The following is a 25,794-nucleotide window of genomic DNA, read 5'->3' as shown; positions in this document are numbered from 1 at the left end:
CGTTTCCCGTTTGGTGGGTCGCTGCTCGTTGTGGCGACGAAGTCCTAGTCTTCAATATTCCTATGGCCGTGTGCTGAGATAGGGTGGATGCATAGGCTGTAGACTGGGAAGACGAAGCTGGGTGAGGTGCTCAGGAGGCATGCAGGCCCGGTGCGTCAAGGTTTGGTGACTGCTATGGTGGGCATGGTCCGAGGCAACTCCTTCCTTGGGAAATGATCACTAGCAGTGTCATTGAGCAAGTTGCGGTATGTATTTTGTTTGATACAAAGCGCGAGGCTGCCCTCGAGCAACCTTCCTCTTGTCCTTAGCACGACCAAATTGGAGACATCCCCTATGGCCGCAAGACAAAGAGACATCTTTTCAAGAGGCGGAGAAGGTGACCRCTACTTCCAACGCAACCGCGCGTTCTATTCGGACAAGCGGTCAGCCGACGAACTTAGTTCGGCTGCCGCGCTGTACAGCAAGTACATCCGGCCGGGCGACACCGTGCTGGAGGTCGGTAGTTCATCCGGTGTCAATCTCGCATCCATTTGTCGCGCTACGAAATGCCGTGGCCTGGGCATTGACCCGTCAGGCGAGGCGGTTTCGAAGGGCCAGCAGCTATTTCCCGAACTGGAGCTCCGGGTGGGAACGGCTGACAATCTCGAGTTTCCGGATCATTCCCTCGATTTCATCCTGTTCGGGTTTTGCCTCTACCTGGTGGATCGGGAGCACATTTCACGCGTAGTGGCGGAGGCCGACCGCTGCCTTCGCGATGGTGGCTGGGTCGGAATAACGGATTTCATGCCAGATGTGCCCACAGCCCGGCCCTATGTCCATTGCGCTGCCGTGACGTCATACAAGCTTGACTACAGTCGGCTGTTCACAGCGTTCCCGCACTTTCAGCTGGTCGAGTCGGCATGCTTTAACCATACTGACGATCGTTTCTCCACGGATCCGCAAGAGCGACTGTGCGCGCAGGTGATACACAAACAGTTGAGTGAGGGTTATCAGCGGATCTAGATACGGCGGCCAGCCGATCTGCCAGACGTTCGCGCATTCCGGGTGAATGCGAACAGGCCGAGGAGCCTCGGCCTGTGTCTGTCAACGACGGCGCAGGTTCAAGAACAGCGCGATCAAAATACCGGCGATCAGGCCGATGAATGCACCGCCGGCCGAGTACAGCAGCTTGCCCGGTGTGCTGGGGCGATCGGCGACATAGACGTCGCCCAGGACTCGAGTCGGATAAGTCCGCAGCGAGGCCAATGCTTCTTCCAGTTGCGCCTTACGGAGGTTTAGGGCTCGCGATTCAACACTGATAGTTGCTACCACGTTAGCCAGGAAGACGTCGTGCGGGGCCGCTTGACCTTTTGCTTGATCACTGGTCCGCTTGAGCGAGCCATAGACGGAATCGTATTCCTTTTCCATCGCGACGAGCTTGTCGGAGGTGTCCTTCAGCTCTGCCTTCATGCGATCAATTGTCGGATTGAACGCTTTATCATGTTCCCTGCGCAGCTCGTTGAAGGCCACGCGCAGTGTCTGCGTTGCCATCTCGGGAGAGTACCCAGACGCCTGCACATTGATGAGATCCAGGCTTTTCGACGGGGCCGCACGCAGCGAGTCGAAAATCAGATCGGAATCCGGATTCTGCCTGTTAGGCAGGGGCAGTCCCATTACCTTAAGTACGTCGAACTTAAAACTTGACAGGCCATACCGTTCAACCGTGGTCATCTGGGATTCGATCAAATTGGTCGGCGCGGCACCTACACCAGGCACCACCGAGCCGGAACTAGCAACCTGGCCGATCTGCACCGTCATCTTCGCCGTCCAGCGCGGATGTTGTACGAACGAAAAACCGACAGCAACCAATGCGCCGACTATGGCGCTGACCAGCAGAAGCTTGAAATACTTCGCAACAAAACTCGTTAACGAGAGGTACTGGGTGTCTGACGTTGTGGGGGAAGTGACCGGCATCTGCGCAGCGAGAATGATAGGGGTGAAGCACACTATTATGTATACAGATTGTACCATGAACGGTTTCTTGCCCCGTCCCGGTAGGCTGTATGCCACCGCCGAACCATGTCGTTCGCCGAGCGGTGAGTCGCCGAACACCGCGGCCGCGCCGGGAAATGGCCGACCTTTTGTCGGTAGATTCCGATTTGGACTATCGGAGCAGGCGTTGCCAGCGCTCGGTGACTGGTGCGATGGCCATGCCGCTGGCCGAGTTTCTGGCTTCGTTGGCTAGTTCCGCACACAGGGGGTGGTCGGCGAGTAGGCGGAGCAGTCCAGTGGCCAGGGCTGCCGGATCCTCCTTGGGTACAAGCAACCCGTTACTGCCGTTTCGCACGAGCTCTCGAGGACCGGTTTCGCAATCCGAGGACACGATCGGCAGGCCGAAAGCCATTGCCTCGATAAGCGTAAGCGCGAACCCTTCATAGCGCGAGCTTAAGCAAAAGAGCGCGGCTTGCCGGTAGGCTTCTTCTATGTTCCGGTGCAAGCCCGGCATATCCACGGAATTGGAGATGCCCAGATCGCGGATCAGCGCCTCAAGCGCACTGCGCTCTTCTCCCTCTCCCGCGATGACGAGGCGCCAGTCCGGCTGGAGTGCGGTCACCTTTTCCCAGGCGCGCAGCAGTATGTCGAAGCCCTTTGCATGGGTGAGCCTGCCGACGGCAAGAACTGTCTTGCTCACCCTCTCGGATGCCTTCGGCGGGAATGCGAAGGGCAATGGGTTGGGAATCATGATCACGGGCTGCCGCGGCGCCAGCGCCTCCATCCACCGCTGCCGGTCGCGCTCCGTCAGCACCACCACGGCTTCATTGAATCTTGCCGCCAGCCGCCGGGCGAAACGTCGTGCCGGCTTGCCCAAGTCTTCGTCGAAGTGGCAATGCTCCCACGCGATTCTGCGCACCTTGAGGCCTAGGGTCGCGGGCAACGTGAACAAGGTGAGCATGGTGTCGACTTCAATCAGCACATCGACATGGCGTTGCCTCACAAAGCGCCTGATTCCATTGACTGTGGCGAGATAGGCTCGCTTGAACGACGGCCGTTGCACAAACAGCGCCTCATGCACGACGTCGGGGTGGAGCGTAAAGCAACTGCGCTCATCCCACAGGCTGAGGATCAGCACCGGATAGCCGCGCTCCGCGAGTGCATTGGCGATGACAGCCGTCATCCGCTCGGCGCCAGCGAAGGCGTTCAGTGTGCCGGTCAGGAAGCAGATCGTGGGTAGTGGTTTCATGCAGTCGCCCGGGAGAGTGCTGTCTTGTTGCGCCACCACAGGCAGACGCCAAACGCTACGGCAACGGCATTGCCCAATGTATAGCCTCCGACAGCCCCCCATGCGCCGTACTTGGGCACCACCGCCAGGTCGAACGCGAGCGTGACCGCCAGGACAGCTCCCCACTTGATGGCGATCCAGTCGGGGCGGCGCAGGTAGACCGGAAGCAAGGTCAGGCCGACGTCGGCAAAGATCAATGTCGAAGACAGTGCCGCGGTCTGCAGCAGGGCTGCGGTCGATGCAAAGGCGTGGCCATACAGCAACTGCACGATCCATGGCGCGCCAACGGCGATCAAGGCTGCCCCGCATAGGCCGATTGCGGTCATGCCGATTGCGATGCGCGCGATGTTTGCGTGCGCTGTCGCAAAAATGGGCTTGCCATAGACATAGATAGGCGCAATCCCTGCGGCCAGGATGGTAGCCACAACCGTGTAGTTGTCGAGTATCTGCATGCACGCTGCATAAGCGCCAAACTCGGCAAGCGGCACCGAGGGCTGCAGTACCAACTGGTCTATCCGGCGCGCGCCCATCATCAGCATGAAGCTCACCCAGAACAGCGCGCCGTTCGTCATCAGTTCACGCGTGAACCGGATGTCGTATTGCACGTGGCAGCGTTCTACCCTGGTGAAGTAGTAAGCGGCCAGCAGGCCGGCAAGGATGATCGCCTCGATGGCAAATGCGCTGGCGAAGGATGGGACACTGTGCACGCCTGCGGCAAAGAGGATGGCCACCAGGCCACCCTTGGCGCAGAGCGATATCAGGCTGAAGAGCGTATTGGGGCGATTGTTGGTATGCGCCTGCAGCCAGGCAACCACTACGCCGAAGGGTTCCCTGAGCAGGATCGCGATGCCAAGCAACAAGGCTGCTGCCCAGGTGTCCGGCGCGGGCCGGCGCAGCAGCAGGAAGCCGCACATTAGCAAATAGCCGAGGATGGCACCGCCGACACGCAACGAAAACACATGCGCGAGCAGCCTGTGTTGCTCAGGCTGCGATGGCGTCGCCACCAGCCGTGGCACAACCACCTCGCCACCGCAGATCAGCGCTACTGACGCGGCAATCAGGACCACGGCCTGGGCGTACTGGAAGTGGGCAAATCCTTCAGGTCCCAGTGCGCGCGCCAGCATGGCGACAATGCCAATCCCAGCCGCTACCTGTATGCCGCGCTCGGCCAGCATCCACACGAGGTTTCCGGCAACTCGACGCCGCATCAGGCGAGCTCCACGTGCGCGGCGGTGGCTCGCTTGGCCAGCCGCGCATAGCAGGCTAGCCATTGCCCGGCCACGGCCTCAATGCTGAATCGCGAGGCGATGCGATCCCGGCGCGCAGTCCGCTCCGAGGGGGAGCCGGGCCCGGCGCGCAGCGCCGCGCGCATCGCGGCGGCCAGTGCGGCCGCATTGTTTCTTGGCACGATCTGTCCCGCGTCGCCCAGCAGGCTGGCGACGCCAGGGGCATCGGTGGAGACGACCGGGCATCCGCAAGCCAGGGCTTCTGCGATAACCAGCGGCATCCCTTCAATTTCTGAAGAGAGCACAAACAAATCGGCGGCATTGAGCAAGGCGGCAACATCGCGCCGCATGCCCAGCAGCGTGGCGCTCCCGGCCAGCCCGAGCCGGTCGATCGTGGCGGTGAGCGCGTCGCGCTCGGAGCCTTCGCCGGCAATCAGTAACCGGGCTTCGAGCCCTTCTTCGGATTGCAGGCGGCTGAATGCGTCAAGCAGCAGGTTTTGCGCTTTTTCGGGCACAAGCCTGCCGACATTGAGGATGAGGATGGAAGCCTCGGTGGCACCGAAGCTTTGCCTGGTAGCCAGCCGGAACTCGGGCGAGGGGCGGAAGCGATCGATTTCGATGCCGTTTGGCATCACGACGATGCGATCAGGCGGCGCTGCACCGGCATCGATCATGCCTTGGCGGCCGTCCGCGCTGACATGGGTGGTGAGACTTGCCCAGCGGTCGGTCAGCCGGTACGCGAGCATGCGCAGCCTGCCACCTTCCCGGTAGCTGTGGGCGGTGCAAATCACCGGTGGCGTGCGCGTTATCCGGGTCAGTGCGCGGGCGAAGAGATTAGCGTGGACCATGTGTGCATGGAGGACGTCGGGCCGCCAGGCGCGCAGGAAATCGCGCACTTGCCATAGGGTGCTCGCCATCGACCACGGCGTCTTGCGCATGTTCAGGCGCAGCACGGTTGCCTTGGCAGGCAGTTCGACTTCGCAATCCGGCGTCAGGCTGACGACGGCTACGGTATGTCCGAGCGCGATGAAATGCCGGGCCAGTGCGGCGACCTGTTGCTCGGCGCCGCCAAGGCGCAGGCCTGTGCTGAGCAGCATGATCCGCATCGGCTGCGGCAGCATTTCCTCCGGCGTTCGGCTCATCACCTCGCCCCATACCCCGTCAGCAACGTCCGCAACGTCTTCACCCCGATCAGCAGGTCCAGCGCAAACGAACAATGCTTGACGTAGTACAGGTCATAGCTGAGCTTGGTCACGGTTTCTTCATGCGTGCCCACGTAGCCCTGCTGGACCTGGGCCCATCCAGACAGGCCGGGCCGCACCAGGTGCCGGTACGGGTAGTACGGAATCGTATGGGCGAATTCGTCGACCATCGGCACCTGCTCGGGACGCGGGCCGATCAGGCTCATGTCGCCTACCAGCACGTTCCACAACTGGGGGATTTCATCGAGCCGGTATTTGCGGATGACGCGGCCCACGCGGGTGACGCGGGGATCGCGGCGGGCGGCGAATTGCGCCGGTGCGCCGGCGTCGAACGCCATGCTGCGGAACTTGAACATGGTGAAGGGCTTGCCGAACAGTCCTACCCGCCCCTGGCGGAACAAAGCGGGGCCGGTGGATTCGAGGCGGATTGCGACTGCTACAACTACACCCAGCGGTAACGCGAGCGGCGCCATGCAGAGTACGGCGGCGAGGTCTATCAGGCGTTTGGCGAAGCTGTAGAAGTAGTGCGCGGCGTAGTCGTCGAGAAAGTTCTCGTCGATGTGCGCCAGCCCCACGCGGCCGGTCAGCATCTCGCCGATCCGCTCGACCGAATACATGCGTACGTGGCTGAGCTTGAACTGGGCGAGCACGCGGGTGCGCTCGGGGTCGGCGGTGGCGTTGCGGTCCAGCATCAGGCCGTCGCAATGCACGGCTTCGTCGAGCGAGCTGATGGCCTGGAAGCGGGTGGTGCTGGCCGGCGCTGCGCCGGGCATGGCGAGGATCTGCTCCAGCTGCGCCAGCGTGGCGGCATCGGTATAGCCGAACACGGGCACGTAGTTGCGCACGAAGCGCCGGTAGCCGAACCAGATCCAGCCTAGCGTGGTGACATAGCTGAGCAGCAGCGCGCCGCGCGAATACTCGAGGTGGAAGGCGGCGAAGACAAAGAGCAGCGCGGCAAAGGGCAAGGTGGTGGCCAACCCGACAAGGCTGTTGCCTTCCATGGCGGGCAGGTGCAGGGAGCGGTGCAGCAGCACGAAGGCGAACAGGTAGGGCAGTACCGACCACAGCAGGGTGCGGGTGAAGACGTAAGTGACCAGCGCGGCGTGATGGGCTAACTCGGCGAGCACGATATTCAGGCCGAACAGCAACAGGCCGAGCAGCGCCCAGGCCAGCATGCGGCTGGCGCGGCGGACGGTTTCCGAGCCCTGCGGGCGGGTCAGCTGGGCAGGGCGGCCGACGCTGTGGGTCTTGTTCATTGTCCGCCTGCTCCGGTGCTGGCCGCCGCGCGTGCCGTGCCTGGCTTGCCCGCCAGCGCTTGCTGGTAGATCGTCCAGGTGGCGTCGGCCATCGGCGCCAGGCCAAACTCCCTTGCCCAACGCGTCCGGGCATGACCGCCCAGTGTCTCACGCAGGGTGGGGTCGTCTGCCAGCCGTGCCAGCGCGGCGGCCCAGGCGTGTTCGTCATCGCCGGCGACCAGCAGGCCGCTGGCGCCGCTGTCCAGTTGCTCCCGGATGCCCGGGAGGTCGCTGGCGACGACGGGCAAGCCGGCGCGCATGGCTTCCAGTACCGAAAGCGGGAAGCCTTCATGGTCGGATGCCAGCGCGAAAGCCTGGGCCGAAGCCAGCAAGGCGGGGACGTCGGTGACCGGGCCAGCAAACCTTACCTGGCCCGGTGCCACGTCATCGGCCAAGGACTGCAGGCTGGTCATCTGGGGGCCAACGCCTGCCAGCACCAGCTCGCAATCGGGAAGGGCGGCGCGGGCGAAGGCGCGAATCAGCAGGTCGGCGCGCTTCGGGGCGGCCAGGCGCGCCACCATGACAATGCGCCGCAGCGGTGCGCCGGGCGTCGCCCGCGCGCTGCTGTCGGCGATGCCGTTGCGGATCACGCTGACCCGCGCGGCAGGGATCGGCAGCGACGCGGCCAGCGCGCGTTCGCCCTGCGCCACGCAGATCAGGCGGGCGGCCAGCGGTGCCAGCAGCCATTCCATGCAGCGCGAGATGAGGCGCTGGCGAGCCGGGGCGGCGGCCTTGAAGGCAAAGCCATGCACCGTATAGACCACAGGGATGCCGAGCAGCCAGCCGGCCACCCGCCCTAGCGCGCCGGCCTTCGCGCTATGCGCATGGATCAGGTCAGGCGCGGTCTCCCGGAGGGCCTTGAGCAGTTCCCTGAGCGCGGCCAGCGCGCGCAGCGGCGAGAGGGCATTGTCGAGCAGGGCCAGGCGTATGGTGCGGGCGCCGGCGGCCCTGGCGGCGTCCAGCAGGGGCCCGTCGCCCCCGGCCAGCAGCACGGGCTCGATCCTGTCGCGCAGGGCGTGCAGCAGATCGGCGACGTGCGTCTGCGCCCCGCCGATCTCGGAGTTCGTGATCAGGAAGGCGATACGCGGGCGGTGGGAGGGCAGGGGCGAAGGCACTGGGCAAAAAGCGCGAGGGCGGGCAACAGGAACAGGCTACCAGGGCATTTCAGTATGGCCGATGAGCCAGGGGCCGGGACGGCGGCAAGGCTGTCCGGCAGGCCCGTCCTCCGATACTGGGCGGGCAGCCGTGGCACCCCGCTCAGGTGGGGATCGATCCACTTCCAGGCTGGCTTGCAGCGCCATTTTCCAGCAAAGCCGTTCGATTATAACTGGCGCGCCACTCGCAATCCGGCAAAATACGGTCTTTGACGCATTTGCCCGCCGACTCGGCCCTGGCTGGAATTCGTGGCTGGCAACGTCGACTGGTTCTACCGCCTACACACAGGATGACCCATGCAAGCTGATCCCTCCATTTTCAAGGCCTACGATATCCGTGGCATCGTCGACAAGACCCTGACGCGTGATGTGGCGCGTGCGATTGGCTTGTCGTTCGGTACGGCCGCCGCAGAGCAAGGCGAGCGCGCCGTGGTGGTCGGGCGCGACGGGCGCCTGTCGGGCCCGGACCTGCTGGGCGGACTGGTCGAGGGCCTGCGCGCCGCGGGCATGGACGTGATCGACCTCGGCATGGTGGCCACGCCCATGGTGTACTTCGGCACCAATGTCGAGCTGGGGGGGCGCCGCGCCACTTCCGGCATCATGGTGACCGGCAGCCACAATCCGCCCGACTACAACGGTTTCAAGATGGTGCTGGCCGGCAAGGCGATCTACGGCGAGCAGATCCAGTCGCTGCGCCAGCGCATCGACGCCGGCAAGTTCGCCAGCGGCGCGGGTGGCTACCAGCAGGTCGATATCCGCCAGCAGTACCTGGACCGCATCGTTGGCGACATCAAGCTGGAGCGCCCGATGAAGATCGCGCTGGATGCCGGCAATGGCGTGGCGGGTGCCTTCGTGGGCGACCTGTTCCGCGCGCTGGGCTGCGAGGTGACGGAGCTGTTTTGCGAGGTGGATGGCAATTTCCCCAACCACCATCCCGATCCGGCTCATGTGGAGAACCTGCAGGACCTGATGCAGTGCCTGCGCGACACGGATTGCGAACTGGGCCTGGCCTTTGACGGCGACGGCGATCGCCTGGGCGTGGTGACCAAGGACGGCCAGGTGATCTTTCCCGATCGTCAGCTGATGCTGTTCGCCGAGGAGATCCTGTCGCGCAATCCCGGCCAGCAGATCATCTACGACGTGAAGTGCACCGGCAAGCTGGCCCCATGGATCCGCGAGCACGGCGGCGAGCCGCTGATGTGGAAGACGGGCCATTCGCTGGTCAAGGCCAAGCTCAAGGAGACTGGCGCGCCCCTGGCCGGCGAGATGAGCGGCCACGTGTTCTTCAAGGATCGCTGGTACGGCTTCGACGATGGCCTGTACACCGGCGCGCGCCTGCTGGAGATCCTGTCCAAGCATGCCGACCCGAGCGCGGTGCTCAATGCCTTGCCTAACTCCAACTGCACGCCCGAACTGCAGCTCAAATGCGCGGAAGGCGAAGCCTTCACGCTGCTCGACAAGATCCGCGCCAATGCAAAGTTCGACGGCGCGCGTGAAGTCATCACCATCGACGGCGTGCGCGTGGAGTACCCCGACGGCTTTGGCCTGGCGCGTCCGTCCAACACCACGCCCGTGGTGGTGATGCGTTTCGAGGCCGACAACGACGCCGCGCTGGCGCGTATCCAGGCCGAATTCAAACGTGTGATCCTGGCGGAAAAGCCGGACGCGCAACTCCCGTTCTGAGCGGATGCCGTTGACTGAGCCCCTGACGGGAACAACGGGCAAATCCTTGACCCCGCATGCGCTGCCCGCGCGGCCGCGCATCCTGGTGGTCAAGGTCTCGTCGCTAGGCGACGTGGTGCATAACATGCCGCTGGTGCACGACCTGCGCGCGCGCTGGCCGGATTGCGAGATCGACTGGGTGGTCGAGGAGGGCTACGTCGATCTCGTGCGCTTGCTGCCCGAAGTGCGGCGGGTGATTCCGTTCGCGCTGCGGCGCTGGCGCAAGCGTTTCTACCAGGCTGCAACCTGGCAGGAGATCGGTGCGTTCAAGCGCGCCTTGCGAGAGGACGCCTACGACGCCGTGATCGAGACGCAGGGCCTGCTCAAGACTGCCGTCGTGGCACGCGTGGCCAACAGGCGCGAGGGCGCGCCCGTGATCGGGCTGGCCAATGCCACGCAAGGCTCCGGTTACGAGCCGGCCGCACGGCTGTTCTACACCGAACCCGTGACCGTACCCCGCCAGACGCATTCGGTGCGGCGTTCGCGCCTGCTGGGCGCGGCGCTGACTGGTGGCACGCCGCCGGAACCGCCTCAATTCTTCGGCCCCGCCGCGCGCACGCTGCATGTCGACGATGCGCTATGGGCCGGCCTGCCAACGCGCTACGCAGTGTGCTTTCACGCTACCGCGGGCGCGAAGAAGAAATGGCCACTGGCGAGCTGGCACGACCTCGGCCGCCGGCTGGTGGACGAGGGCCTGACCATGTTGCTGCCCTGGGGCAACGACGCGGAACGGCGCGCGGCGCAAGAGATCGCTGCCGGCGTGCCGCAGGCGCAGGTGCTGCCGCGCTTTACGGTCATGCAGGGGTTTGGCCTGATCAATCGCGCCGAGGTGGTGATCGGCGTCGATACGGGGTTGGTCCATATCGCCGCGGCGCTGTGCCGGCCCACGGTCGAGATCTACACCGCGACGTGGCGCTGGAAGACGGAAGGCTACTGGTCGGATCGCATCGCCAATGTGGGCGACGATGGCATCGTGCCGTCCGTCGATGAAGTCTACGCGGCCGCCCGGCGCGTGCGTGGGCAGGGGAACTGATGCTGCGCGTTCTGTATAACCTGCTATGGCTGCTGGCGCTGCCGGTCGCGCTGCTGCGCCTGGTGTGGCGTGCCCGTAAGGAACCCGGCTACGTGCAGCACGTGGGTGAGCGCCTTGGCGCTTATGGCGGCCTGCCGTCGGCGGGCCCCTGGTTGTGGGTCCATGCGGTGTCGGTGGGCGAAACCCGGGCAGCCCAGCCGCTGATCGACGCGCTGCTGGCGCAATATCCAACCCATCGCCTCCTGCTCACACATATGACGCCCACCGGGCGGCAAACCGGCGCCCAGTTGTACGGTGCCGAGCCGCGCGTGCTGCAGTGCTATCTGCCGTACGACCTGTCGTGGCTGGTGCGACGCTTCCTGCGCTACTTCCGTCCGGATGCCGGCATGCTGATGGAAACCGAGGTATGGCCCAACCTTGTGCGCGGTGCCCGCGTGGCCGGCGTGCCGTTGCTGCTGGTCAATGCCCGGCTGTCGCCGCGCAGCTTCCGCCGCACCGCGCGCTTTGGCCGCGCAGCCACCGCGATGTATCGCGACTTCACCGCGGTGCTGGCGCAGACCCAGGGCGACGCTGAGCGCTTCCGCGCGCTCGGGCTGCCGTCGGTGCAGGTGACCGGCAACCTCAAATTCGATATGCAACTGCCCGAGGCAGGCCTGCGGCGCGGCCGCTTGCTGCGCCAGGGGTTTGGCTCGCGCGCCGTGTTCGCCGCCACCAGCACGCGTGACGGCGAGGAAGCGTTGCTGCTGGAAGCGTTCGCGCGTTGGCAGGCGCTTGGCGCCGATGTGCCGCGCCCGGCTTTGCTGCTGGTGCCGCGCCATCCGCAGCGCTTCGATGAAGTCGCGGCGCTGGTCACGCGTGCCGGCTTCACGCTGCAGCGCCGTGGCACGCTTGGCGACTCCGCTGCGTGGGAGCAGGCGGGGCTGCCAGAGCCGGTCACGGCGGACGTGCTGTTGGGGGACTCCATGGGCGAGATGGCGATGTACTTCGCCGCCTCGGATATCGCCTTTATCGGCGGCAGCCTGCTGCCGCTGGGCGGGCAGAACCTGATCGAGTCCTGCGCCGCTGGCACGCCCGTCCTGATCGGGCCGCATACCTTCAACTTCGCGCAGGCCACGGAAGATGCCATCGCTGCCGGCGCCTGCCAGCGCGTGGCGGATGCCGATGCGCTGATGCGCGCGGCGGCAACGATATTGGGCGATGCGCCGGGGCTCGAAGCCATGCGCGGTAATGCGCGCGAGTTCGCGGTACTTCACCGGGGTGCCACGGCGCGCACGATGGCTGCGCTGGGGCAGGTGCTCGGCCACGCGAACTAGGCGGTTCTGTATGGCAGTGCCGCCACTTTCCGCATGCCGCATGCGGAAATTGTAGGCCGCCGCCCGATGTCCCTCGTCTCCTGACGGTTGTTAAACTATCCCGCACGAGGGCCAGACTCGCGGCCCCACCCGGGCCTGCGAGCTGCCGCCGAGCGGTGTGGGCCGATCAAGCCGCGCGCCCCCACCAGGAGCTTCCAGATGCAGAGAATACTCCGTCTTTCACCCGCCGCGTTCACCGCGCGTGCCGCCGCTGTTGTGCTGCTGGCTGCTGCCCTGGGTGCCTGTGCCACGTCGCCCGCACCGGATTCGCCGGGTGCCGGCACCAGCCTGAACCAGGCGCAGACCGGCGGCCCTAGCCGCTGGGAGCTGGTGCGCTGGCAGCTGGCCGATGGCACGCTGAAGTCCATTCCGCATGGCGACAACGGCGAGCCGATCATCTTTGAATTCAATGGCGGAATCGATTCCGCGCAGGGCACGGTGAGTGGATACAGCGGCTGCAATCGCTTCACCGGGGGCTATGGCAAGACGGCAACGGGCATGCGCTTCGATCGGCTGGCGGGAACCCGCATGGCTTGCGTGCCGCCGCGCGGCGAGCTGGAGGGCGCGCTGCTCAAGGCAATGCAGTCACCGTTCACCACCGTGGGCACGCAGCCGTCGGCCGGGTCAACGGGGCGCCAGATCATCTGGAAGACCGTTGACGGGGACCTGCTGCAGTTCGTCGAGCGCGAGGGCGTGGGCCGGCGCGGCGCAAAGATGGATGCACAGGCGGCCACCGGCGGCGTGGAGAAGACGGTGTACGTGGATTCGCAGCGGGTGGAGTGCTCAGGCGTGGGCCGGCAGACCTGCTACCGCGTGCGCGAGAACCCGGGCGCGCCCTGGACGCTTTGGTATGGGCCGATCGAGGGGCTGGATTTCGAGCCGGGCGTGGCCTACACCTTGCGGGTGCGCGAGACGCGGGTTGAGAACCCGCCGATGGATGCGTCCGCGATTCGCTGGCAGTTGTTGAACGTGGAGTCTCGCACCCGGGCGAACTGAGCAACGCTGCGCCAGCAAGCAAAACGCCGCGGTGCACAGCCGCGGCGTTTTTGTTTTGAGCGGATGCCGATTGCTGCCAGGCTTGCGGCATTCACACTCAGCTGCGTGGCGCGGGCGCTCCGGCAATCGCCTCCTTGCGCGTGGCAGGGCGCTTTGCCGGTGGCGTGCCTGCCGGCAATGCCGTGCCAAGCTTGACCTTCTCCGGCAGCTTGTACATCGAGCCCGGGGTTGAGGTCAGCAGGGTGTTGATCTGCACCACGTCGTCCTCGGTCAGCGCTCCGGTGGCGGCCTTCAGGCGCAGCCCGTTCATGATGGTGTCGTAGCGCGCCTTGGCCAGGTCGCGGCGGGTGGAGAACAACTGCGCTTCGGCGTTCAGCACGTCGATGTTGATGCGCACGCCGACTTCGTAGCCGAGCTGGTTGGATTCCACGGCGCTCTGCGCGGAATGCTCGGCGGCTTCCAGGGCCTTGACCTGGGCGAGTCCGTTGGACACGCCCGAGTAGGTTTGGCGCGCGCTCTGGGCGGCGGTGCGGCGGGCAAACTCGAGGTCACTGGCGGCCTTGTCGGCCAGCGCTGCGGTTTCACGCACGCGCGACTGGATCTGGCCACCGGTGTAGATCGGCACACTCAGCTGCACGCCGATCTGGGCGCTGTTGTAGCGGCTGGAGATATTGACCTGCTGCGCGGCGTTGCCGGTGGAGTTGACAAAGCCGTACGACGCGACCAGGTCGACCGAGGGCAGGTGGCCGGAACGTGCCTTGTTGTACTCGCGCTGGGCTGAGTCGAGGTTGTAGCGTGCCAGGCCCACCTGCGGGTTGGTGTTCTCGGCCTGGCTGGCCCAGGTGTTCACATCGGGCGGCTGCGGACCGGGCAGCGTGGCGGCGGTGCGCAATCCGAGCAGTTCGTCGACCGGCTTGCTGGTGATCTGCTGCAGGTTGGCGCGTCGGATTTCGAGGTCGCTCTGCRCCGCGATCTCGGTCGAGGTGGCGAGGTCGTAGCGGGCCTGCGCGTCGTTGGCGTCGGTGATGGTGGCGGTGCCGACCTCGAAGTTGCGCTTGGCCTGCGCCAGTTGCTCGCCGATGGCTTTCTTCTGCGCGCCGGCCAGGTAGAGGTTGTCCTGCGCGGCCAGCACGTCGAAGTAGGCCTGCGAGGTGCGGGTGATCAGGTCGAGCTGCGCCTGGCTGAAGGTCACCTCGCCAGCCAGCGCGGCCAGTTCGCCCTGCTTGTAGGTTTCCCAGCGATCCCAGCGAAACAGCGGCTGGATCAGCTGCAGCGACCAGTTATTGTTGTTGATGAAGCGGTCCGACACCAAGGGCACGGTCTGATCCACATTGGTGCGCGTGGCGTTTAGCGTGCCGCTGACCTGCGGCAGCAAGCCGGAGCGTCCCTGGGGCAGCTTTTCCTGGCTGGCCACCAGCTGCGCGCGCGCGCTGGCGAACTGCGCATCGTTGGCCTGTGCATCGCGGTAGACCTGGAGCAAGTCGGCGCCATGCGCGGCTGGCAGATGCAGTAGCGCAAGCAGGGAACCCGTCAGTGCCAGGCGCGTCTTGGGCACGCCCCGCGCAGGGAAAAGCGCAAACCTCATGACATCTCCAGTCTGCCGGGCATCGGGCGCGCGGCTAACGTTTCTAACGATCAGCGTTCAAGGGAGTTGGCGCCGCGGGAGGCCGGCGCCCTGGGGTGATGCTTGCTGTGCTCTTGCGGTGCTCAGTACTTCGGCATGGCCGGGTCGACCTGCTCGGCCCAGGCGTGGACGCCGCCGGTCAGGTTGTAGACCTTGGCAAAGCCCTGCCGCTCAAGGAAGCTTGCCACCTGCATGCTGCGCGCGCCGTGATGGCAGATGCAGACGATGTCTGCGTCTTCGTCAAGCTCGCCGGCACGTGCCGGGATCTGGCCCATCGGGATGTGCGTGATGCCGGGCATGGCGCAGGTCTGCACCTCCCAGCCTTCGCGTACGTCGAGCAGCACCGGCTGCGGCCGGCTGGCATCCGCCAGCCATTGCACTAGTTCGGGTGCGTTGATTACCTGCATGTCTTGTTTCCCGCTCAGAAATGGAAGCGCGACGGCTGCTCGGCGCCCATCAGCGGCGTGACGGCGGTCTCGAACAGATTGACAGTCTTGTACTCGTTCTCGCTGACGCGCGTGATGATCTGCGCTTCCATGGCCGGCAGCGCGCCGACGACGGCCGCGATGCGCCCGCCGACCTTGACTTGCGACAGGATGGACGCGGGCACCGAGGGCAACGCGCCGGAAATGCAGATCACGTCGTAGGGGGCGCTCGCGGCCCAGCCGGTGGCGGCATTGCCTTGGGCCACGTCGACATTGGTCACGCCGGCATCGGCCAGGTTCTTGCGGGCCAGCTCGGCCAGTTCCGGCAAGATGTCCACGGTCAGGACGTGGCGCGCACGGTGGGCGAGCAGGGCAGCCATGTAGCCAGAGCCGGCGCCGATTTCCAGCACTTGTTCATGCTTGCGCACGGCCAGGTCCTGCAGGATGCGGGCTTCCACGCGCGGGGCCAGCATGTTCTGGCCACCCGGCAGCGGGATTTCCATGTCGACGAAGGCCAGCGCGGCGTAGGCCTGCGGCACGAACTGTTCCCGCTTGACTACCGCCAGCAGGTCCAGGATTTCCTGATCCAGCACATCCCAGGGGCGGATTTGCTGTTCGATCATATTGAATCGGGCTTTCTCGAGGTCCATCTTGCCATTCCTTCCAATGCCAACCGCTAATCAGTTCAGAGTTCCGGCCGCGCGGTGCGAGGGGCCGGGGAAATCCGTCAAACCTGATATTTTAACCCCGCGCCAAGACACTTGCCCAAGCGCGTCGCCCAAGTTGTGGCCTCCATGCCGCAGTCCGGCCTTGGCTGAGGCATTCCGGGCTGGCTTGCCTCATTCCGCGCTTGCTGGCTTATGCGCCGCCGTGTCGTCGGCTGCCGGCGCGGTGGCGGAAGCCGCCTGAGCTTGCTTGCCGCGCCACTTGCGGCCCAGCCACGCGCTGAAGTCGTCGAGGTACGTATAGATCACCGGGACCACCACCAGGGTCAGGATCGACGAGGTGATGATGCCGCCGATCACCGTCTGGCCCATTGGTGCGCGTTGCTCGGCGCCTTCGCCCAGGCTGAAGGCCAGCGGCACCATGCCGAAGATCATGGCCAGCGTGGTCATCAGGATTGGCCGCAGCCGCACCCGGGCAGCGGCAACCAGCGCGGCCTCGCGCGACATCGGCGGCTGGCCGTCGGCGCCGCGCCGGGCCTGGTTGGCAAAATCCACCAGCAGGATGGCGTTCTTGGTCACCAGCCCCATCAGCATGATGAAGCCGATGATGGAGAACATGTTGAGCGTGGAGCGGAACAGCAGCAGCGCCGCGAACACGCCCACCAGCGTGAGCGGCAGCGAAGTCATGATGGCGATCGGCTGGAAGAAGCTGGCGAACTGCGAGGCCAGGATCATGTAGATGAAGATCACCGCCAGCGCCAGCGCCGACACCGCGAAGCCGAACGACTCGTTCATCGACTTGGTGGAGCCGCCGAAGCGGTACTTGTAGCCCGCCGGCCAGTTCATGCCATCCAGCGCGGCCTTGACCTCGCGTGCCACTTCGCCTTGCGAGCGCCCGGCGGTATTCGCGGTCAGCTCCACTTCGCGTGAGAGGTCGCGCCGGCTGATCTGGTTGGCGCCGGTGGTGGGCACCAGCTCGGCGATCTGGCGCAGGGGCACCATGCGCGGCGAGCCGTCGGTGTTGGTCTGGTTGCTGGCGATCATCAGCGCGCTGAGATCCGCCATGCCGGTGCGGGCGTCCTTGGGCAGGCGCACGCGCACGTCGTAGTTCTGGTCGTCGGGGGCGCGCCATGAGCTGATGGCGTCGCCGGCCAGCAGCGGGCGCAGCGCATTGCCGATCTGCACGATGCCCACGCCCAGGTCGGATGCAAGCTCGCGGCGGATGCGCACTTCCACGGTGGGGCGGTCGTCCTTCATGCTGGAGTCGAGGTCGGCCAGGCCGCGTACCGCAGCCATGCGCCGGCTGGCTTCCAGCGACAGGCGCCGCAGCGTTTCCAGGTCGTCGCCCTGGATCGACACCTGCAGTGCTTTCTGACCGCCGGCGCCATCCGGCATGCCGACCATGGTGAGCGTGATGCCGGCGATGCTGGCCATGCGCTCCCGGATCATCGGGTTAATCTCTTTGGTGGTGAGTTTGCGCGCGCGGCGCTCGGTCAGGCGCACCGACACCAGTGCGTTGTTGCGCCCGGAGGTATTGCCCGAGTTGATGGTGGCGTAGGTGTAGGCCACCTCGGGGAAGGCCTTGAGCGCGGCTTCCACCTGCCTGACCTTGGCTTCGGTAACGGCCAGGGAGGTGCCCACCGGCGTGGTGAAGCCCACCTGGGTTTCGCCCAGGTCGGCGGCCGGTACGAATTCCGTGCCGATCAGCGGCACCAGCGCGAAGCTGCCCAAGAACGTCACCGCCGCGATGATGGCGGTGGCCAGCCGGTGCTTGAGCGCCCAGCCCAGCATCGAGCCATAGCCGTGGCCGAGCGCATCCATGCGCGCGGAGAACCAGTCCAGCATGCGGCCCACGGTGCGGCCGTACAGGCTCTTCTTGTTGCCGGTGCCGTGCAGGTCGGGGTCGTGCCAGACCGAGGACAGCATCGGGTCCAGCGTGAACGAGACGAACATGGAGATCAGCACCGCCGCCACCACGGTCACACCGAACTGGTGGAAGAAGCGGCCGATGATGCCGCCCATGAAGCCCACCGGCAGGAACACCGCCACGATGGAGAAGGTGGTGGCCAGCACCGCCAGCCCGATCTCGTTGGTGCCGTCGAGCGCCGCCGTGCGATGGTTCTTGCCCATCAGGTTGTGCCGCACGATGTTCTCGCGCACCACGATGGCATCGTCGATCAACAGGCCCACGCACAGCGACAGCGCCATCAGCGTGATCACGTTGAGCGTGAAGCCAAACATATACATCACGCCGAACGTGCCGATCAGCGCGATCGGCAGGGTCAGCCCGGTGATGACCGTGCTGCGCCACGAGCCGAGGAACAGGAAGACGATGGCCACCGTCAGGAAGGCGCCTTCGAGCAGCGTCGAGCGGACTTCCTTGACGCTGCTGCGGATGCCGCGCGCGGCGTCGTTGACCACGGTGAGCTGCACGCCCGCAGGCACCAGCTTGCGCACCTCATCGGTCATCTTGATCAGGCCATCGACGGTGTCGACCGTGTTCTGGCCCTGTGCCTTCACCACTGCCAGGAACAGCGCGCGCTTGCCGTCCAGCATGGCCAGGCTCTCCTGCTCCTCCTCGCCGTCGCGCACGTCGGCGACCTGCTCCAGCGTAACCGGCTGGCCAGCCCGGCGCGCCACGATGATGTGGCGGAAGGCATCCGGCGTGATGACGCGGCCCTTGATCTGCACCACCGTCTCGGTCGAGGTGGAGCGCAGCTCGCCCGCGGGGAGTTCCTGGTTCTCGTTGCGGATGGCGTCCATCACCTGGTTCACGCCAATGCCGAGCGCCTCCAGCTGAGCGGGGCGGATACGGATCTCCACCTCGCGCTTGGTGCCGCCAACGAGGCTGATGGCGCCCACGCCGCGCACGGTCTCCAGCCGCTTGCGCACGATCTGGTCGGCGACGGTGGTCAGCTCGCGCTGCGTGCGCTCGGCCCCAGGCGCGTTCGACACGGACAGGTAGAAGACCGGTGCGTCCGACGGGTCGTAGCGCAGCACGCGCGGGTCTTTCACCTCGTCGCGGAACTGCGGGCGGATCAGCGCGATCTTGTCGCGCACGTCCTGCGCGGCCTGGCCGACATCGACGGACAGGTCGAACTTGATCACCACCACCGAGGTGCCTTGGTAGGAGTGCGAGAAGATCTCGTCGATGCCCGAGATGGTGTTGACGATCTCCTCGATCTTGCGGGTGACATCGGACTCCACCGATTCCGGCGCGGCACCGGGGTATTCGGTCTGCACCACGACGATGGGGAAGGTGATGTCCGGGAACTGGTCAACCGGCAGGCGCTGGTACGAGAACAGGCCGATCACGATGAAGGCCATCATCATCATGGTGGCCAGCACCGGGTTGTGGATGGACAGGCGGGTGAACCACATGGGCGGGGGCTCCTACGCCTTGACCAGCTTGACGCGGCTGCCCGCGCGCAGGGTGCCGAGGTTGTTGCGCACCACTTTGGCACCGGTGGCCAGGCCGCTGGTGATTTCCACCAGCCCGCTCGCATCGTCGCGGATGCCAAGCTTGACCTGGCGTTCCGCCAGCACGTCATTCTCCACGCTGTAGACGAACGCGCGCTCGCCATCGTTGCGCACCGCTGTGGCTGGCACCGCCACCACGCCGGCGTGGTGGCCGAGCACCAGCGAGCCCTGGGCGAACATGCCCGCGCGCAGGCGCGCCTCGGGGTTGTCCACCCGCACATAGACCATGATGCTGCGCGTGCCCTGGCTTACCGCCGGGTTGATGCGCACCAGCTTGCCCTCGAAGCGGCCACTGCCTTCCACGTCGAGCTGCACGGCCTGGCCGATGGCAACGCGAGCCACATCCGCCATGGGGATCGGCGCCTCGAGTTCCAGCGCGCGCAGGTCGACCACGTCGATCAGGCGCGTGTCGGGCGAGACCTTCTCGCCCGGCTGCACCGCGCGCGCGGCCACCAGGCCATCCAGCGGCGATTTGACGATGGTGTCGGCGAGCGCTTTCTGCGCGACTTCAAGACCGCCCTGGGCGGCATCGAGATTGGCGTGCGCCACGTCCAGGTTGCTCTGGAAGTTGTCGAAGGCGGTTTTTGAGATGAAGCCCTTGGCCACCAGCTCGCGGTTGCGCTCGAAGGTCTGCTTCGAATTCTCATACTGTCCGCGCGCCGCCAGCATCTGCCCGCGCGCCTGCGCCACCTTGGCCTGGTACTCGGTTGCATCGATGCGCACGATGACCTGGCCGGCGCGCACGGCTTCGCCCTCGCGCACCAGCACTTGCTGTACTTCGCCGGCGACTTTGGCCTTGACCGAGGCCTGGTTGAGCGCCCGCAGCCCGCCCGACAGCGGCAGCGACACGCGCAAGTCTTGCGTGGTGGCCTCGACCAGGTCGGATGGCAGGAACTCCACCAGGTCTTGCACCGCGGCAGCCGCGGCCGCCGGGGCCGCGCCGGGCTTGCCATTGCTTGCCTTGCGCACGGCGGCGGCGGCGCTGAGCACGGCAACCACCGCGATGGTGGCGATCGCGGCGATCAGGATCTTCTTGCGTCGGGTCATGCGGTCTCCGGCGGCGGCGCTGGGATCTCCCGCGCGGCCTGCTGCCCCTGCGCTTGTGCCAGGGCTTCTTGTTGTATCTGTTCCCAGACGTAGGGGCCGACCTTGGGCGGCAGCGGCGTATCGCGCGCGGCGCCGGTGGTCAGGCCGAACAGCAACATCTGGAGCAGGTTGTCGAGGAACGCCTCGGGGTCGATCTCGATGCGCGACGACGCGCTGAACGCACGCTGCCACAGCATCAGGAACATCAGCGGCGCGCAGATCAGTGTTGTGGTCGGGTTGGCCGGCATGTCGCGCAACTCGCCACGCGCCACGCCGCGCTTGAGCACGCGCGCGAACAACTCATCGCCCGGCAGCACCACTTCCTCGTGGTAGAACTGGGCGATGTCAGGAAAATGGCTGGATTCAGCCATGATCAGCTTGGTCAGGCCGGCCACCGGCGTCGCCCCGACCAGGCCCCACCAGCCGCGCAGCAATTCCCTTAGCAGCTCCGGCGTCGAGCCCTGGTAGTTCTCCACCAGGTCGATGCCCCTGGCCAGCGTCGGCACCAGGTTTTCGCGCACCACCGTCTTGAACAGCTCTTCCTTATTAGCAAAGTACAGATAGACGGTGCCCTTGGACACGCCCGCGGCGGCGGCGACATCTTCCAGCCGGGTGGCCGCGTAGCCGCGTTCGACGAAGAGATCGAGCGCGGCGGCCACTAGTTCCTGTGGGCGCGCCGCCTTGCGGCGAGCCCAGCGTTTGGTGTTGGCGGATTCCTGATTCTGGCTCTGGCCTGGCGGGTTTTTCACTGGGGCGCTGTGCACCTCTGCGGGGAGCACTCCGCGTGAGCTGCAAATAAATAACTCTTGGGTCAGTAATGTAGTGGAGGGCAATCCGGCGGTCAAGCGCGGGGAGGGCCGTACGGCTTGGGGCACAATATGGTCTGCCGGGCGTTGTCCGCGCCTGAACCATTGCTATGTCCCCTCAGTCTGAACTCTCTTGCCGGCCCGATTGTGGCGCTTGTTGCACCGCGCCCTCCATCACCTCGCCGATTCCCGGCATGCCCGATGGCAAGCCGGCCGGCATACCCTGCGTGCAGTTGCTGCCCGATCGGCGCTGCGCGATTTTTGGCGAGCCCACGCGGCCGGCATTTTGCGCCGGGCTCAAGCCCTCTGCCGACATGTGCGGCGAAACCCGCGGGCATGCGCTGGCCTGGCTGACGCAGCTCGAGGTTGCCACCGCGCCTGGCCGCGCCGCCTGAACCCGCAAGGAACAAACAGATGGTCATGATCAACCGCCGGCGCTGGCTGGCAGCAAGCGCTGGCGCCGCGCTGGCCGCGGCACTCGTCGGCTGCGGCATGATGGGCAACGACTACACCTTCTCGCAGAGCCAGCTGCAATCGGCCCTGGAGCGCAAGTTCCCGTTCAACAAGCGCTATATGGAGCTGTTCGACATCCAGCTCGCCAACCCGCAGCTCACGCTCGATCCCAGCCGCAACCGGGTGAACGTGCAGTTCGACGCGACGGTGAACAACCGCCTGTTTTCTGGCGAGCCGATGACCGGCCGCTTCGCGCTGGACAGCGGGCTGCGCTACGACCCGGCCAGCCGCGCGGTGGTGCTGCAGGACCCGCAGGTCCAGCAGTTCGACGTCAAAGGCCTGCCGCCTCAACTCACGCGGCAGTTCAACGCGCTCGGCGGCATCCTTGCGGAGCAGTTGTTGCAAGGCTATCCGCTCTATACCTTCCGTCCCGACGAGCTGCGCCTCGCCGGCGCCAGTGTCGAACCCGGTACAATCACCGTTTTGCCCAACGGGATCAACGTCAAGATCAATCGGCCTTGATGACGCGCCGCGCCCAGGCATGCACCTTGCGCAGCCACTGCGGTGTCATGGTCGTGGCGGATAGTTGTGATTCCTGGCGCCTGGCGCGTGGCTGATGGCATAGGGCTGACGGTTGCCCGTTTCCCTTTTGCTCGCCTGTCCTTGGCTTTTCCTTCGCTCTTCCATTCAGCATTCCACACATTCCAATCAGCATGGATATTGCCCTCGCCCTGAAAGCCGTGATCCTCGGCATCGTCGAAGGACTGACCGAGTTTCTGCCCATCTCCAGCACAGGTCACCTGATCCTCGCCGGCCAACTGCTCGACTTCAATGATGAAAAGGGCAAGATCTTCGAGATCGTGATCCAGTTCGGTGCCATCCTGGCGGTTTGCTGGGAGTTCCGCCACCGCATCGTCACCGTGGTGGGCGGACTGGCCACCGATGAAAAGGCCCGGCGTTTTGCCATCAACGTGATCGTGGCCACCGTGCCGGCGATCGTGCTGGCGCTGGTATTCGGCAAGTGGATCAAGGCTCACCTGTTTAACCCGATCACCGTGGCCACCGCATTCATCATCGGCGGTGTGGTGATCCTGTGGGCCGAATGGCGGGAAAGCCATCGCGGCCAGGTATCGCACCCGCAGGGCAATGCGCTGCTGGAGGCCGCCAAGGCCGGCGCGCCGCGGATCGAGTCGGTAGACGACCTGAACTGGCGCGATGCGATCAAGGTCGGGCTGGCGCAGTGTTTCGCGCTGATCCCGGGCACCTCGCGCTCCGGCGCCACCATCATCGGCGGCATGCTGTTCGGGCTGTCGCGCCAGGTAGCCACCGAGTTCTCCTTCTTCCTGGCGATCCCGGTGATCTTCGGCGCCACCGTCTACGAGCTGTATAAGTCGCGCGCGCTGCTGTCCGCCGACGACCTGGGCATCTTCGGCATCGGCTTCGTCTTCGCCTTCCTGTCCGCCTTCTTGTGTGTGCGCTGGTTGCTGCGTTTTGTCGCCACCCATGACTTCAAGCCGTTTGCCTGGTACCGGATCATTTTCGGCATCGTTGTGCTGGCGACGGCATACTCCGGGCTGATCGCCTGGCATGCCTGAAGGCGGTAGCGGTAGATAATACCGGCGACAACTGTCGCCCCATAAAAAAAGCGTGGCTCAAGGCCACGCTTTTTTTATGTGCGCCGGCGTGCGGCGCGGCCTTCGCCTTCAGGCCCGCTTGCGGAACACCACGTCCCACACGCCATGACCCAGCCGCACGCCGCGGCGCTCGAACTTGGTCACCGGGCGGTAGTCCGGCCGCGGCGCAAAGCCGCCGGCGGCGTCCGAGGTGTTGGCCAGAGTGGGTTCGCCCGACAGCACTTCCACCATCTGGTGGGCATACTCTTCCCAGTCGGTCGCGCAGTGCAGGTAGCCGCCCGGCTTCAGGCGGTTGGCCAGCAGCTTGACCAGCGGCGGCTGCACCAGGCGCCGCTTGTTGTGGCGCTTCTTGTGCCACGGGTCGGGGAAGAAGATATGCACGCCGTCCAGGCAGGATTCCGTCAGCATGTGCGCGATGACCTCCACGGCGTCATGCGGCATGATCCGCACATTGCCGATCTCGCGCTCGCCCAGCAGCTTGAGCAGGGCGCCAACGCCGGGTTCATGCACCTCACAGCCCAGGAAATTGTCCTGAGGGCGTAGTTGCGCGATATGCGCGGTGGTCTCGCCCATGCCGAACCCGATCTCGAGGATCGCTGGCGCGGCGCGGCCGAACGTGGCCTCCCAGTCAAGCGGCTGCGGTGCGTAGGGCAGGATGAAGCGCGGGCCCAGGTCATCGATGGCACGCTGCTGGCCGGCGGAGGTTCGCCCCGCGCGGCGCACGAAGGAACGGATGCGGCGCGGGTGTGCCACGTCGCTGCTGTCGGCAGCCTTGGCGGGCGCGTTGTCAGCGTCGTTGGCTGGCGTCGGGTCGGAACTGGGGTCTTGGGGGCGCATGGCAACAAAAAAGCCGCCGGGCGATCCTGATCGGGCATGCGACCAGTGGCGAAGGCGGCTCGTCTCTATCTGATGTGGAGCGGGCGATGGGAATCGAACCCACGTCTTTAGCTTGGGAAGCTAAGGTAATGGCCATTATACGACGCCCGCAAGAAGCGCGATTCTACGCGGGATGCCCCGGCTAGCGCAAGGTGCGCGGGTGCCGGATCCTATGAAAAGTGCATTATCTCTCGCTCTGGCCCACCGGCGGAGCCGGTGCGCCGGGGCCTGCGTGGCCCCTTAGACGGCAAACGCCGTCATCTGGGCGACGGCGAGGTTGACCTGGTCGATGCCGCTGCTCTGCTCGGCCGAGCGAGCCGCTGCTACCGCCGCGTTCAGCGCCAGGATGTTGGGGGGAAACTTGAAGGCGCGATGGCGCCCTATGGAGCCAACCGCAGTCGGCAGACCGCGTCCTCCTCCTGGCCCGGCGCGAGCCAGCGCAACCCCGTGCCGTGGTGGATGGCGTTGGGCAGGCCGAGCCAGGGTTCCACGCAGTAGAAGTCGGAGTCGGCGCGCTCCGACCAAGTGGTGACCGCGAACCACGGCGTGCTGCCCGGCGTGTCCAGCTCGATCACCAGCTTGCGGCCATGCGAGGCGGTGGCATCGGGCGGCGCGGCCAGCGTGCAGTGGCGCGGCGCTGCACGCTGGGCATGCAGGACGTGGAAGGTGTCTTGCAGGCGCGGGTCGTCGAGCTGATAGGTCTCGGCGCCTGGGCCGTTCGATGCCAGCGAGCCGTCGGGGCGCTGGCGCATCAGTTCCGCGGCCGGCATGGCCAGCGTCGAAGCGGCGCGCGCCTGGTGGGCAAGCGGGAAGTAGAAGTGGTGGCCAGCGTAGTAAGGCAGGGCCTGCTCGCCGGTATTGCGCGTGTGCAATGTGGCTTCGAGGTTGTCGTCAAGCAGCCGGTAGGTGACCTCGAACAGGAACTCGAAGGGGTAGGCCGCGCGCGTTGCGTCCGACGCTTGCAGCGTCATGGTCAGGCTGCGTCCCGCCTCAAACCGCGTGACCGCGAAGGGCAGGTCGCGCGCGAAGCCGTGGATCGGTAGCGTCCGCACGGTGCCACTGGCGTCTTTCCATGCGCCGGGCACGCTGTCGACGAAGTGCCTGGCAATGAAGGGGAACAGTATCGGGTTGCCGCCACGCACGCGGGCCAGTTGGGACCAGTCGGCGTTCTCCGGCCAGTAAAGGATGTCCTCGCCGCGATGCACCCAGCGCACCAGGCGGGCGCCGAACTGCGGGGCAAGCAGCATGAAACTGGAATCGTCTCCGACCCGGATCAGTTCCTGGCCTTGGAAATGCATAGAATTGAGAGGCAGCATGCAAGTTGCGGCGGGTGTGGGCATCGCTGCATGATAGCCGTCAACGCGCCTTGCCGCGGCACCTGCCCGGTGCTCAGCTGCGCCCCCGACGGGTGCAGAGGCGTCGGGCGTTCATCAGGCATGTGCCTTTCGCAGCGATCGGTGCGCCACATCCGGACTGGTTCTTGCCGCTTTCGGCGCTGCGTGGGCA

At 65.6% G+C, this 25,794-nt stretch carries 22 protein-coding genes and 1 tRNA gene; 8 read left to right on the top strand and 15 right to left on the bottom strand.

Annotated features, from left to right (window positions below; translation table 11 throughout):
* Positions 1-333: 333 nt before the first annotated feature.
* The gene (locus AC1DQR_RS03585; protein ID WP_477132534.1) at positions 334-1,002 is read left to right on the top strand and encodes a class I SAM-dependent methyltransferase; all 669 of its coding nucleotides are present in this window, start codon (positions 334-336) and stop codon (positions 1,000-1,002) included.
* An 81-nt stretch (positions 1,003-1,083) separates the two neighbouring features.
* On the opposite strand, the gene AC1DQR_RS03580 is transcribed toward AC1DQR_RS03585, so the two are convergent.
* The 6 genes from AC1DQR_RS03580 to AC1DQR_RS03555 all read right to left on the bottom strand — a co-directional run bounded on the left by AC1DQR_RS03580 (position 1,084) and on the right by AC1DQR_RS03555 (position 8,097).
* Positions 1,084-1,953 (bottom strand): GumC domain-containing protein, encoded by an 870-nt coding sequence (locus AC1DQR_RS03580; RefSeq protein WP_416049400.1) that lies wholly within the window; start codon positions 1,951-1,953, stop codon positions 1,084-1,086.
* A gap of 190 nt (positions 1,954-2,143) precedes the next feature.
* Positions 2,144-3,220, bottom strand: a complete 1,077-nt coding sequence (locus tag AC1DQR_RS03575; protein ID WP_416049399.1) for a glycosyltransferase family 4 protein — start codon at positions 3,218-3,220, stop codon at positions 2,144-2,146.
* Positions 3,217-4,467: a lipopolysaccharide biosynthesis protein gene (locus AC1DQR_RS03570; protein WP_477132533.1), complete on the bottom strand. Its 1,251-nt coding sequence runs from the start codon at positions 4,465-4,467 to the stop codon at positions 3,217-3,219. Before AC1DQR_RS03570 ends, AC1DQR_RS03575 begins: the two co-directional genes overlap by 4 nt.
* A complete protein-coding gene (locus tag AC1DQR_RS03565; RefSeq protein WP_477132532.1) occupies positions 4,467-5,591 on the bottom strand; it encodes a glycosyltransferase in 1,125 nt (374 codons plus the stop codon). The genes AC1DQR_RS03570 and AC1DQR_RS03565 overlap by 1 nt, the downstream gene beginning before the upstream one ends.
* Before the next feature lie 35 nt (positions 5,592-5,626).
* Positions 5,627-6,943 carry a sugar transferase gene (locus AC1DQR_RS03560; RefSeq protein WP_416049396.1) on the bottom strand — a complete coding sequence of 439 codons (1,317 nt, stop codon included), beginning with the start codon at positions 6,941-6,943 and terminating at the stop codon, positions 5,627-5,629.
* Positions 6,940-8,097, bottom strand: a complete 1,158-nt coding sequence (locus tag AC1DQR_RS03555) for a glycosyltransferase family 4 protein (protein ID WP_416049395.1) — start codon at positions 8,095-8,097, stop codon at positions 6,940-6,942. The genes AC1DQR_RS03560 and AC1DQR_RS03555 overlap by 4 nt, the downstream gene beginning before the upstream one ends.
* Before the next feature lie 336 nt (positions 8,098-8,433).
* On the opposite strand from AC1DQR_RS03555, the gene AC1DQR_RS03550 reads away from it, so the two are divergent.
* The 4 genes from AC1DQR_RS03550 to AC1DQR_RS03535 all read left to right on the top strand — a co-directional run bounded on the left by AC1DQR_RS03550 (position 8,434) and on the right by AC1DQR_RS03535 (position 13,239).
* Positions 8,434-9,819, top strand: coding sequence for a phosphomannomutase/phosphoglucomutase (locus AC1DQR_RS03550; protein ID WP_477132531.1), 1,386 nt, complete (start codon positions 8,434-8,436; stop codon positions 9,817-9,819).
* Between the two features lie 4 nt (positions 9,820-9,823).
* Complete coding sequence (gene waaC / locus AC1DQR_RS03545) at positions 9,824-10,891, top strand: lipopolysaccharide heptosyltransferase I (RefSeq protein ID WP_477132530.1); 1,068 nt, start codon at positions 9,824-9,826, stop codon at positions 10,889-10,891.
* Positions 10,891-12,204, top strand: coding sequence for a lipid IV(A) 3-deoxy-D-manno-octulosonic acid transferase (gene waaA / locus AC1DQR_RS03540; protein WP_416049393.1), 1,314 nt, complete (start codon positions 10,891-10,893; stop codon positions 12,202-12,204). Before waaC ends, waaA begins: the two co-directional genes overlap by 1 nt.
* 198 nt (positions 12,205-12,402) lie before the next feature.
* Entirely contained in the window at positions 12,403-13,239 is an 837-nt protein-coding gene (locus AC1DQR_RS03535; protein WP_477132529.1) for a DUF4377 domain-containing protein, read from the top strand.
* Between the two features lie 97 nt (positions 13,240-13,336).
* Here AC1DQR_RS03535 and AC1DQR_RS03530 read toward each other — a convergent pair whose 3' ends face one another.
* The 6 genes from AC1DQR_RS03530 to AC1DQR_RS03505 all read right to left on the bottom strand — a co-directional run bounded on the left by AC1DQR_RS03530 (position 13,337) and on the right by AC1DQR_RS03505 (position 21,268).
* On the bottom strand, positions 13,337-14,824 hold the full coding sequence (locus tag AC1DQR_RS03530; RefSeq protein ID WP_477132528.1) for a TolC family outer membrane protein: 1,488 nt from the start codon (positions 14,822-14,824) through the stop codon (positions 13,337-13,339).
* Positions 14,825-14,946: 122 nt separating this feature from the next.
* Positions 14,947-15,270: a rhodanese-like domain-containing protein gene (locus tag AC1DQR_RS03525; RefSeq protein WP_043348625.1), complete on the bottom strand. Its 324-nt coding sequence runs from the start codon at positions 15,268-15,270 to the stop codon at positions 14,947-14,949.
* Between the two features lie 14 nt (positions 15,271-15,284).
* The gene (locus AC1DQR_RS03520; protein ID WP_416049390.1) at positions 15,285-15,938 is read right to left on the bottom strand and encodes a protein-L-isoaspartate O-methyltransferase family protein; all 654 of its coding nucleotides are present in this window, start codon (positions 15,936-15,938) and stop codon (positions 15,285-15,287) included.
* Between the two features lie 189 nt (positions 15,939-16,127).
* Entirely contained in the window at positions 16,128-19,334 is a 3,207-nt protein-coding gene (locus tag AC1DQR_RS03515; protein WP_416049389.1) for an efflux RND transporter permease subunit, read from the bottom strand.
* 12 nt (positions 19,335-19,346) lie between these two features.
* On the bottom strand, positions 19,347-20,480 hold the full coding sequence (locus tag AC1DQR_RS03510) for an efflux RND transporter periplasmic adaptor subunit (protein WP_416049388.1): 1,134 nt from the start codon (positions 20,478-20,480) through the stop codon (positions 19,347-19,349).
* On the bottom strand, positions 20,477-21,268 hold the full coding sequence (locus AC1DQR_RS03505) for a TetR/AcrR family transcriptional regulator (RefSeq protein WP_416049387.1): 792 nt from the start codon (positions 21,266-21,268) through the stop codon (positions 20,477-20,479). Before AC1DQR_RS03505 ends, AC1DQR_RS03510 begins: the two co-directional genes overlap by 4 nt.
* Positions 21,269-21,435: 167 nt before the next feature.
* Between AC1DQR_RS03505 and AC1DQR_RS03500 the strand changes: the two genes are divergently transcribed.
* The 3 genes from AC1DQR_RS03500 (at position 21,436) to AC1DQR_RS03490 (ending at position 23,373) form a co-directional block, all read left to right on the top strand.
* Positions 21,436-21,720 (top strand): YkgJ family cysteine cluster protein, encoded by a 285-nt coding sequence (locus AC1DQR_RS03500; protein ID WP_253928656.1) that lies wholly within the window; start codon positions 21,436-21,438, stop codon positions 21,718-21,720.
* 19 nt (positions 21,721-21,739) lie between these two features.
* Complete coding sequence (locus AC1DQR_RS03495) at positions 21,740-22,300, top strand: DUF1439 domain-containing protein (RefSeq protein ID WP_477132527.1); 561 nt, start codon at positions 21,740-21,742, stop codon at positions 22,298-22,300.
* Between the two features lie 191 nt (positions 22,301-22,491).
* Positions 22,492-23,373, top strand: a complete 882-nt coding sequence (locus tag AC1DQR_RS03490) for an undecaprenyl-diphosphate phosphatase (RefSeq protein WP_416049385.1) — start codon at positions 22,492-22,494, stop codon at positions 23,371-23,373.
* A gap of 108 nt (positions 23,374-23,481) precedes the next feature.
* Here the strand turns inward: AC1DQR_RS03490 and trmB are convergent, their stop codons facing one another.
* The 3 genes from trmB to AC1DQR_RS03475 form a co-directional block, all read right to left on the bottom strand.
* Positions 23,482-24,249 carry a tRNA (guanosine(46)-N7)-methyltransferase TrmB gene (trmB, locus tag AC1DQR_RS03485; RefSeq protein ID WP_416049384.1) on the bottom strand — a complete coding sequence of 256 codons (768 nt, stop codon included), beginning with the start codon at positions 24,247-24,249 and terminating at the stop codon, positions 23,482-23,484.
* A 75-nt stretch (positions 24,250-24,324) separates the two neighbouring features.
* A tRNA-Gly gene (locus AC1DQR_RS03480) sits at positions 24,325-24,399 on the bottom strand.
* A gap of 269 nt (positions 24,400-24,668) precedes the next feature.
* Positions 24,669-25,586, bottom strand: coding sequence for an aldose epimerase family protein (locus tag AC1DQR_RS03475; protein WP_416050369.1), 918 nt, complete (start codon positions 25,584-25,586; stop codon positions 24,669-24,671).
* Positions 25,587-25,794: the final 208 nt, after the last annotated feature.

It is taken from the genome of Cupriavidus sp. 05L411 (assembly GCF_056398045.1).
The sequence above is the reverse complement of the archived record's forward strand: the minus strand, read 5'-3'. Positions and strand labels throughout refer to the sequence as shown.

Bases quoted from the DNA above. Each gene is read 5' to 3' on its own strand.
- AC1DQR_RS03580 (WP_416049400.1), bottom strand. From the start codon at position 1,953: ATGCCGGTCACTTCCCCCACAACGTCAGACACCCAGTACCTCTCGTTA.
- AC1DQR_RS03575 (WP_416049399.1), bottom strand. From the start codon at position 3,220: ATGAAACCACTACCCACGATCTGCTTCCTGACCGGCACACTGAACGCC.
- AC1DQR_RS03570 (WP_477132533.1), bottom strand. From the start codon at position 4,467: ATGCGGCGTCGAGTTGCCGGAAACCTCGTGTGGATGCTGGCCGAGCGC.
- AC1DQR_RS03565 (WP_477132532.1), bottom strand. From the start codon at position 5,591: ATGCGGATCATGCTGCTCAGCACAGGCCTGCGCCTTGGCGGCGCCGAG.
- AC1DQR_RS03560 (WP_416049396.1), bottom strand. From the start codon at position 6,943: ATGAACAAGACCCACAGCGTCGGCCGCCCTGCCCAGCTGACCCGCCCG.
- AC1DQR_RS03550 (WP_477132531.1), top strand. From the start codon at position 8,434: ATGCAAGCTGATCCCTCCATTTTCAAGGCCTACGATATCCGTGGCATC.
- waaC (WP_477132530.1), top strand. From the start codon at position 9,824: ATGCCGTTGACTGAGCCCCTGACGGGAACAACGGGCAAATCCTTGACC.
- waaA (WP_416049393.1), top strand. From the start codon at position 10,891: ATGCTGCGCGTTCTGTATAACCTGCTATGGCTGCTGGCGCTGCCGGTC.
- AC1DQR_RS03535 (WP_477132529.1), top strand. From the start codon at position 12,403: ATGCAGAGAATACTCCGTCTTTCACCCGCCGCGTTCACCGCGCGTGCC.
- AC1DQR_RS03525 (WP_043348625.1), bottom strand. From the start codon at position 15,270: ATGCAGGTAATCAACGCACCCGAACTAGTGCAATGGCTGGCGGATGCC.
- AC1DQR_RS03520 (WP_416049390.1), bottom strand. From the start codon at position 15,938: ATGGACCTCGAGAAAGCCCGATTCAATATGATCGAACAGCAAATCCGC.
- AC1DQR_RS03515 (WP_416049389.1), bottom strand. From the start codon at position 19,334: ATGTGGTTCACCCGCCTGTCCATCCACAACCCGGTGCTGGCCACCATG.
- AC1DQR_RS03510 (WP_416049388.1), bottom strand. From the start codon at position 20,480: ATGACCCGACGCAAGAAGATCCTGATCGCCGCGATCGCCACCATCGCG.
- AC1DQR_RS03500 (WP_253928656.1), top strand. From the start codon at position 21,436: ATGTCCCCTCAGTCTGAACTCTCTTGCCGGCCCGATTGTGGCGCTTGT.
- AC1DQR_RS03495 (WP_477132527.1), top strand. From the start codon at position 21,740: ATGGTCATGATCAACCGCCGGCGCTGGCTGGCAGCAAGCGCTGGCGCC.
- AC1DQR_RS03490 (WP_416049385.1), top strand. From the start codon at position 22,492: ATGGATATTGCCCTCGCCCTGAAAGCCGTGATCCTCGGCATCGTCGAA.
- trmB (WP_416049384.1), bottom strand. From the start codon at position 24,249: ATGCGCCCCCAAGACCCCAGTTCCGACCCGACGCCAGCCAACGACGCT.
- AC1DQR_RS03475 (WP_416050369.1), bottom strand. From the start codon at position 25,586: ATGCATTTCCAAGGCCAGGAACTGATCCGGGTCGGAGACGATTCCAGT.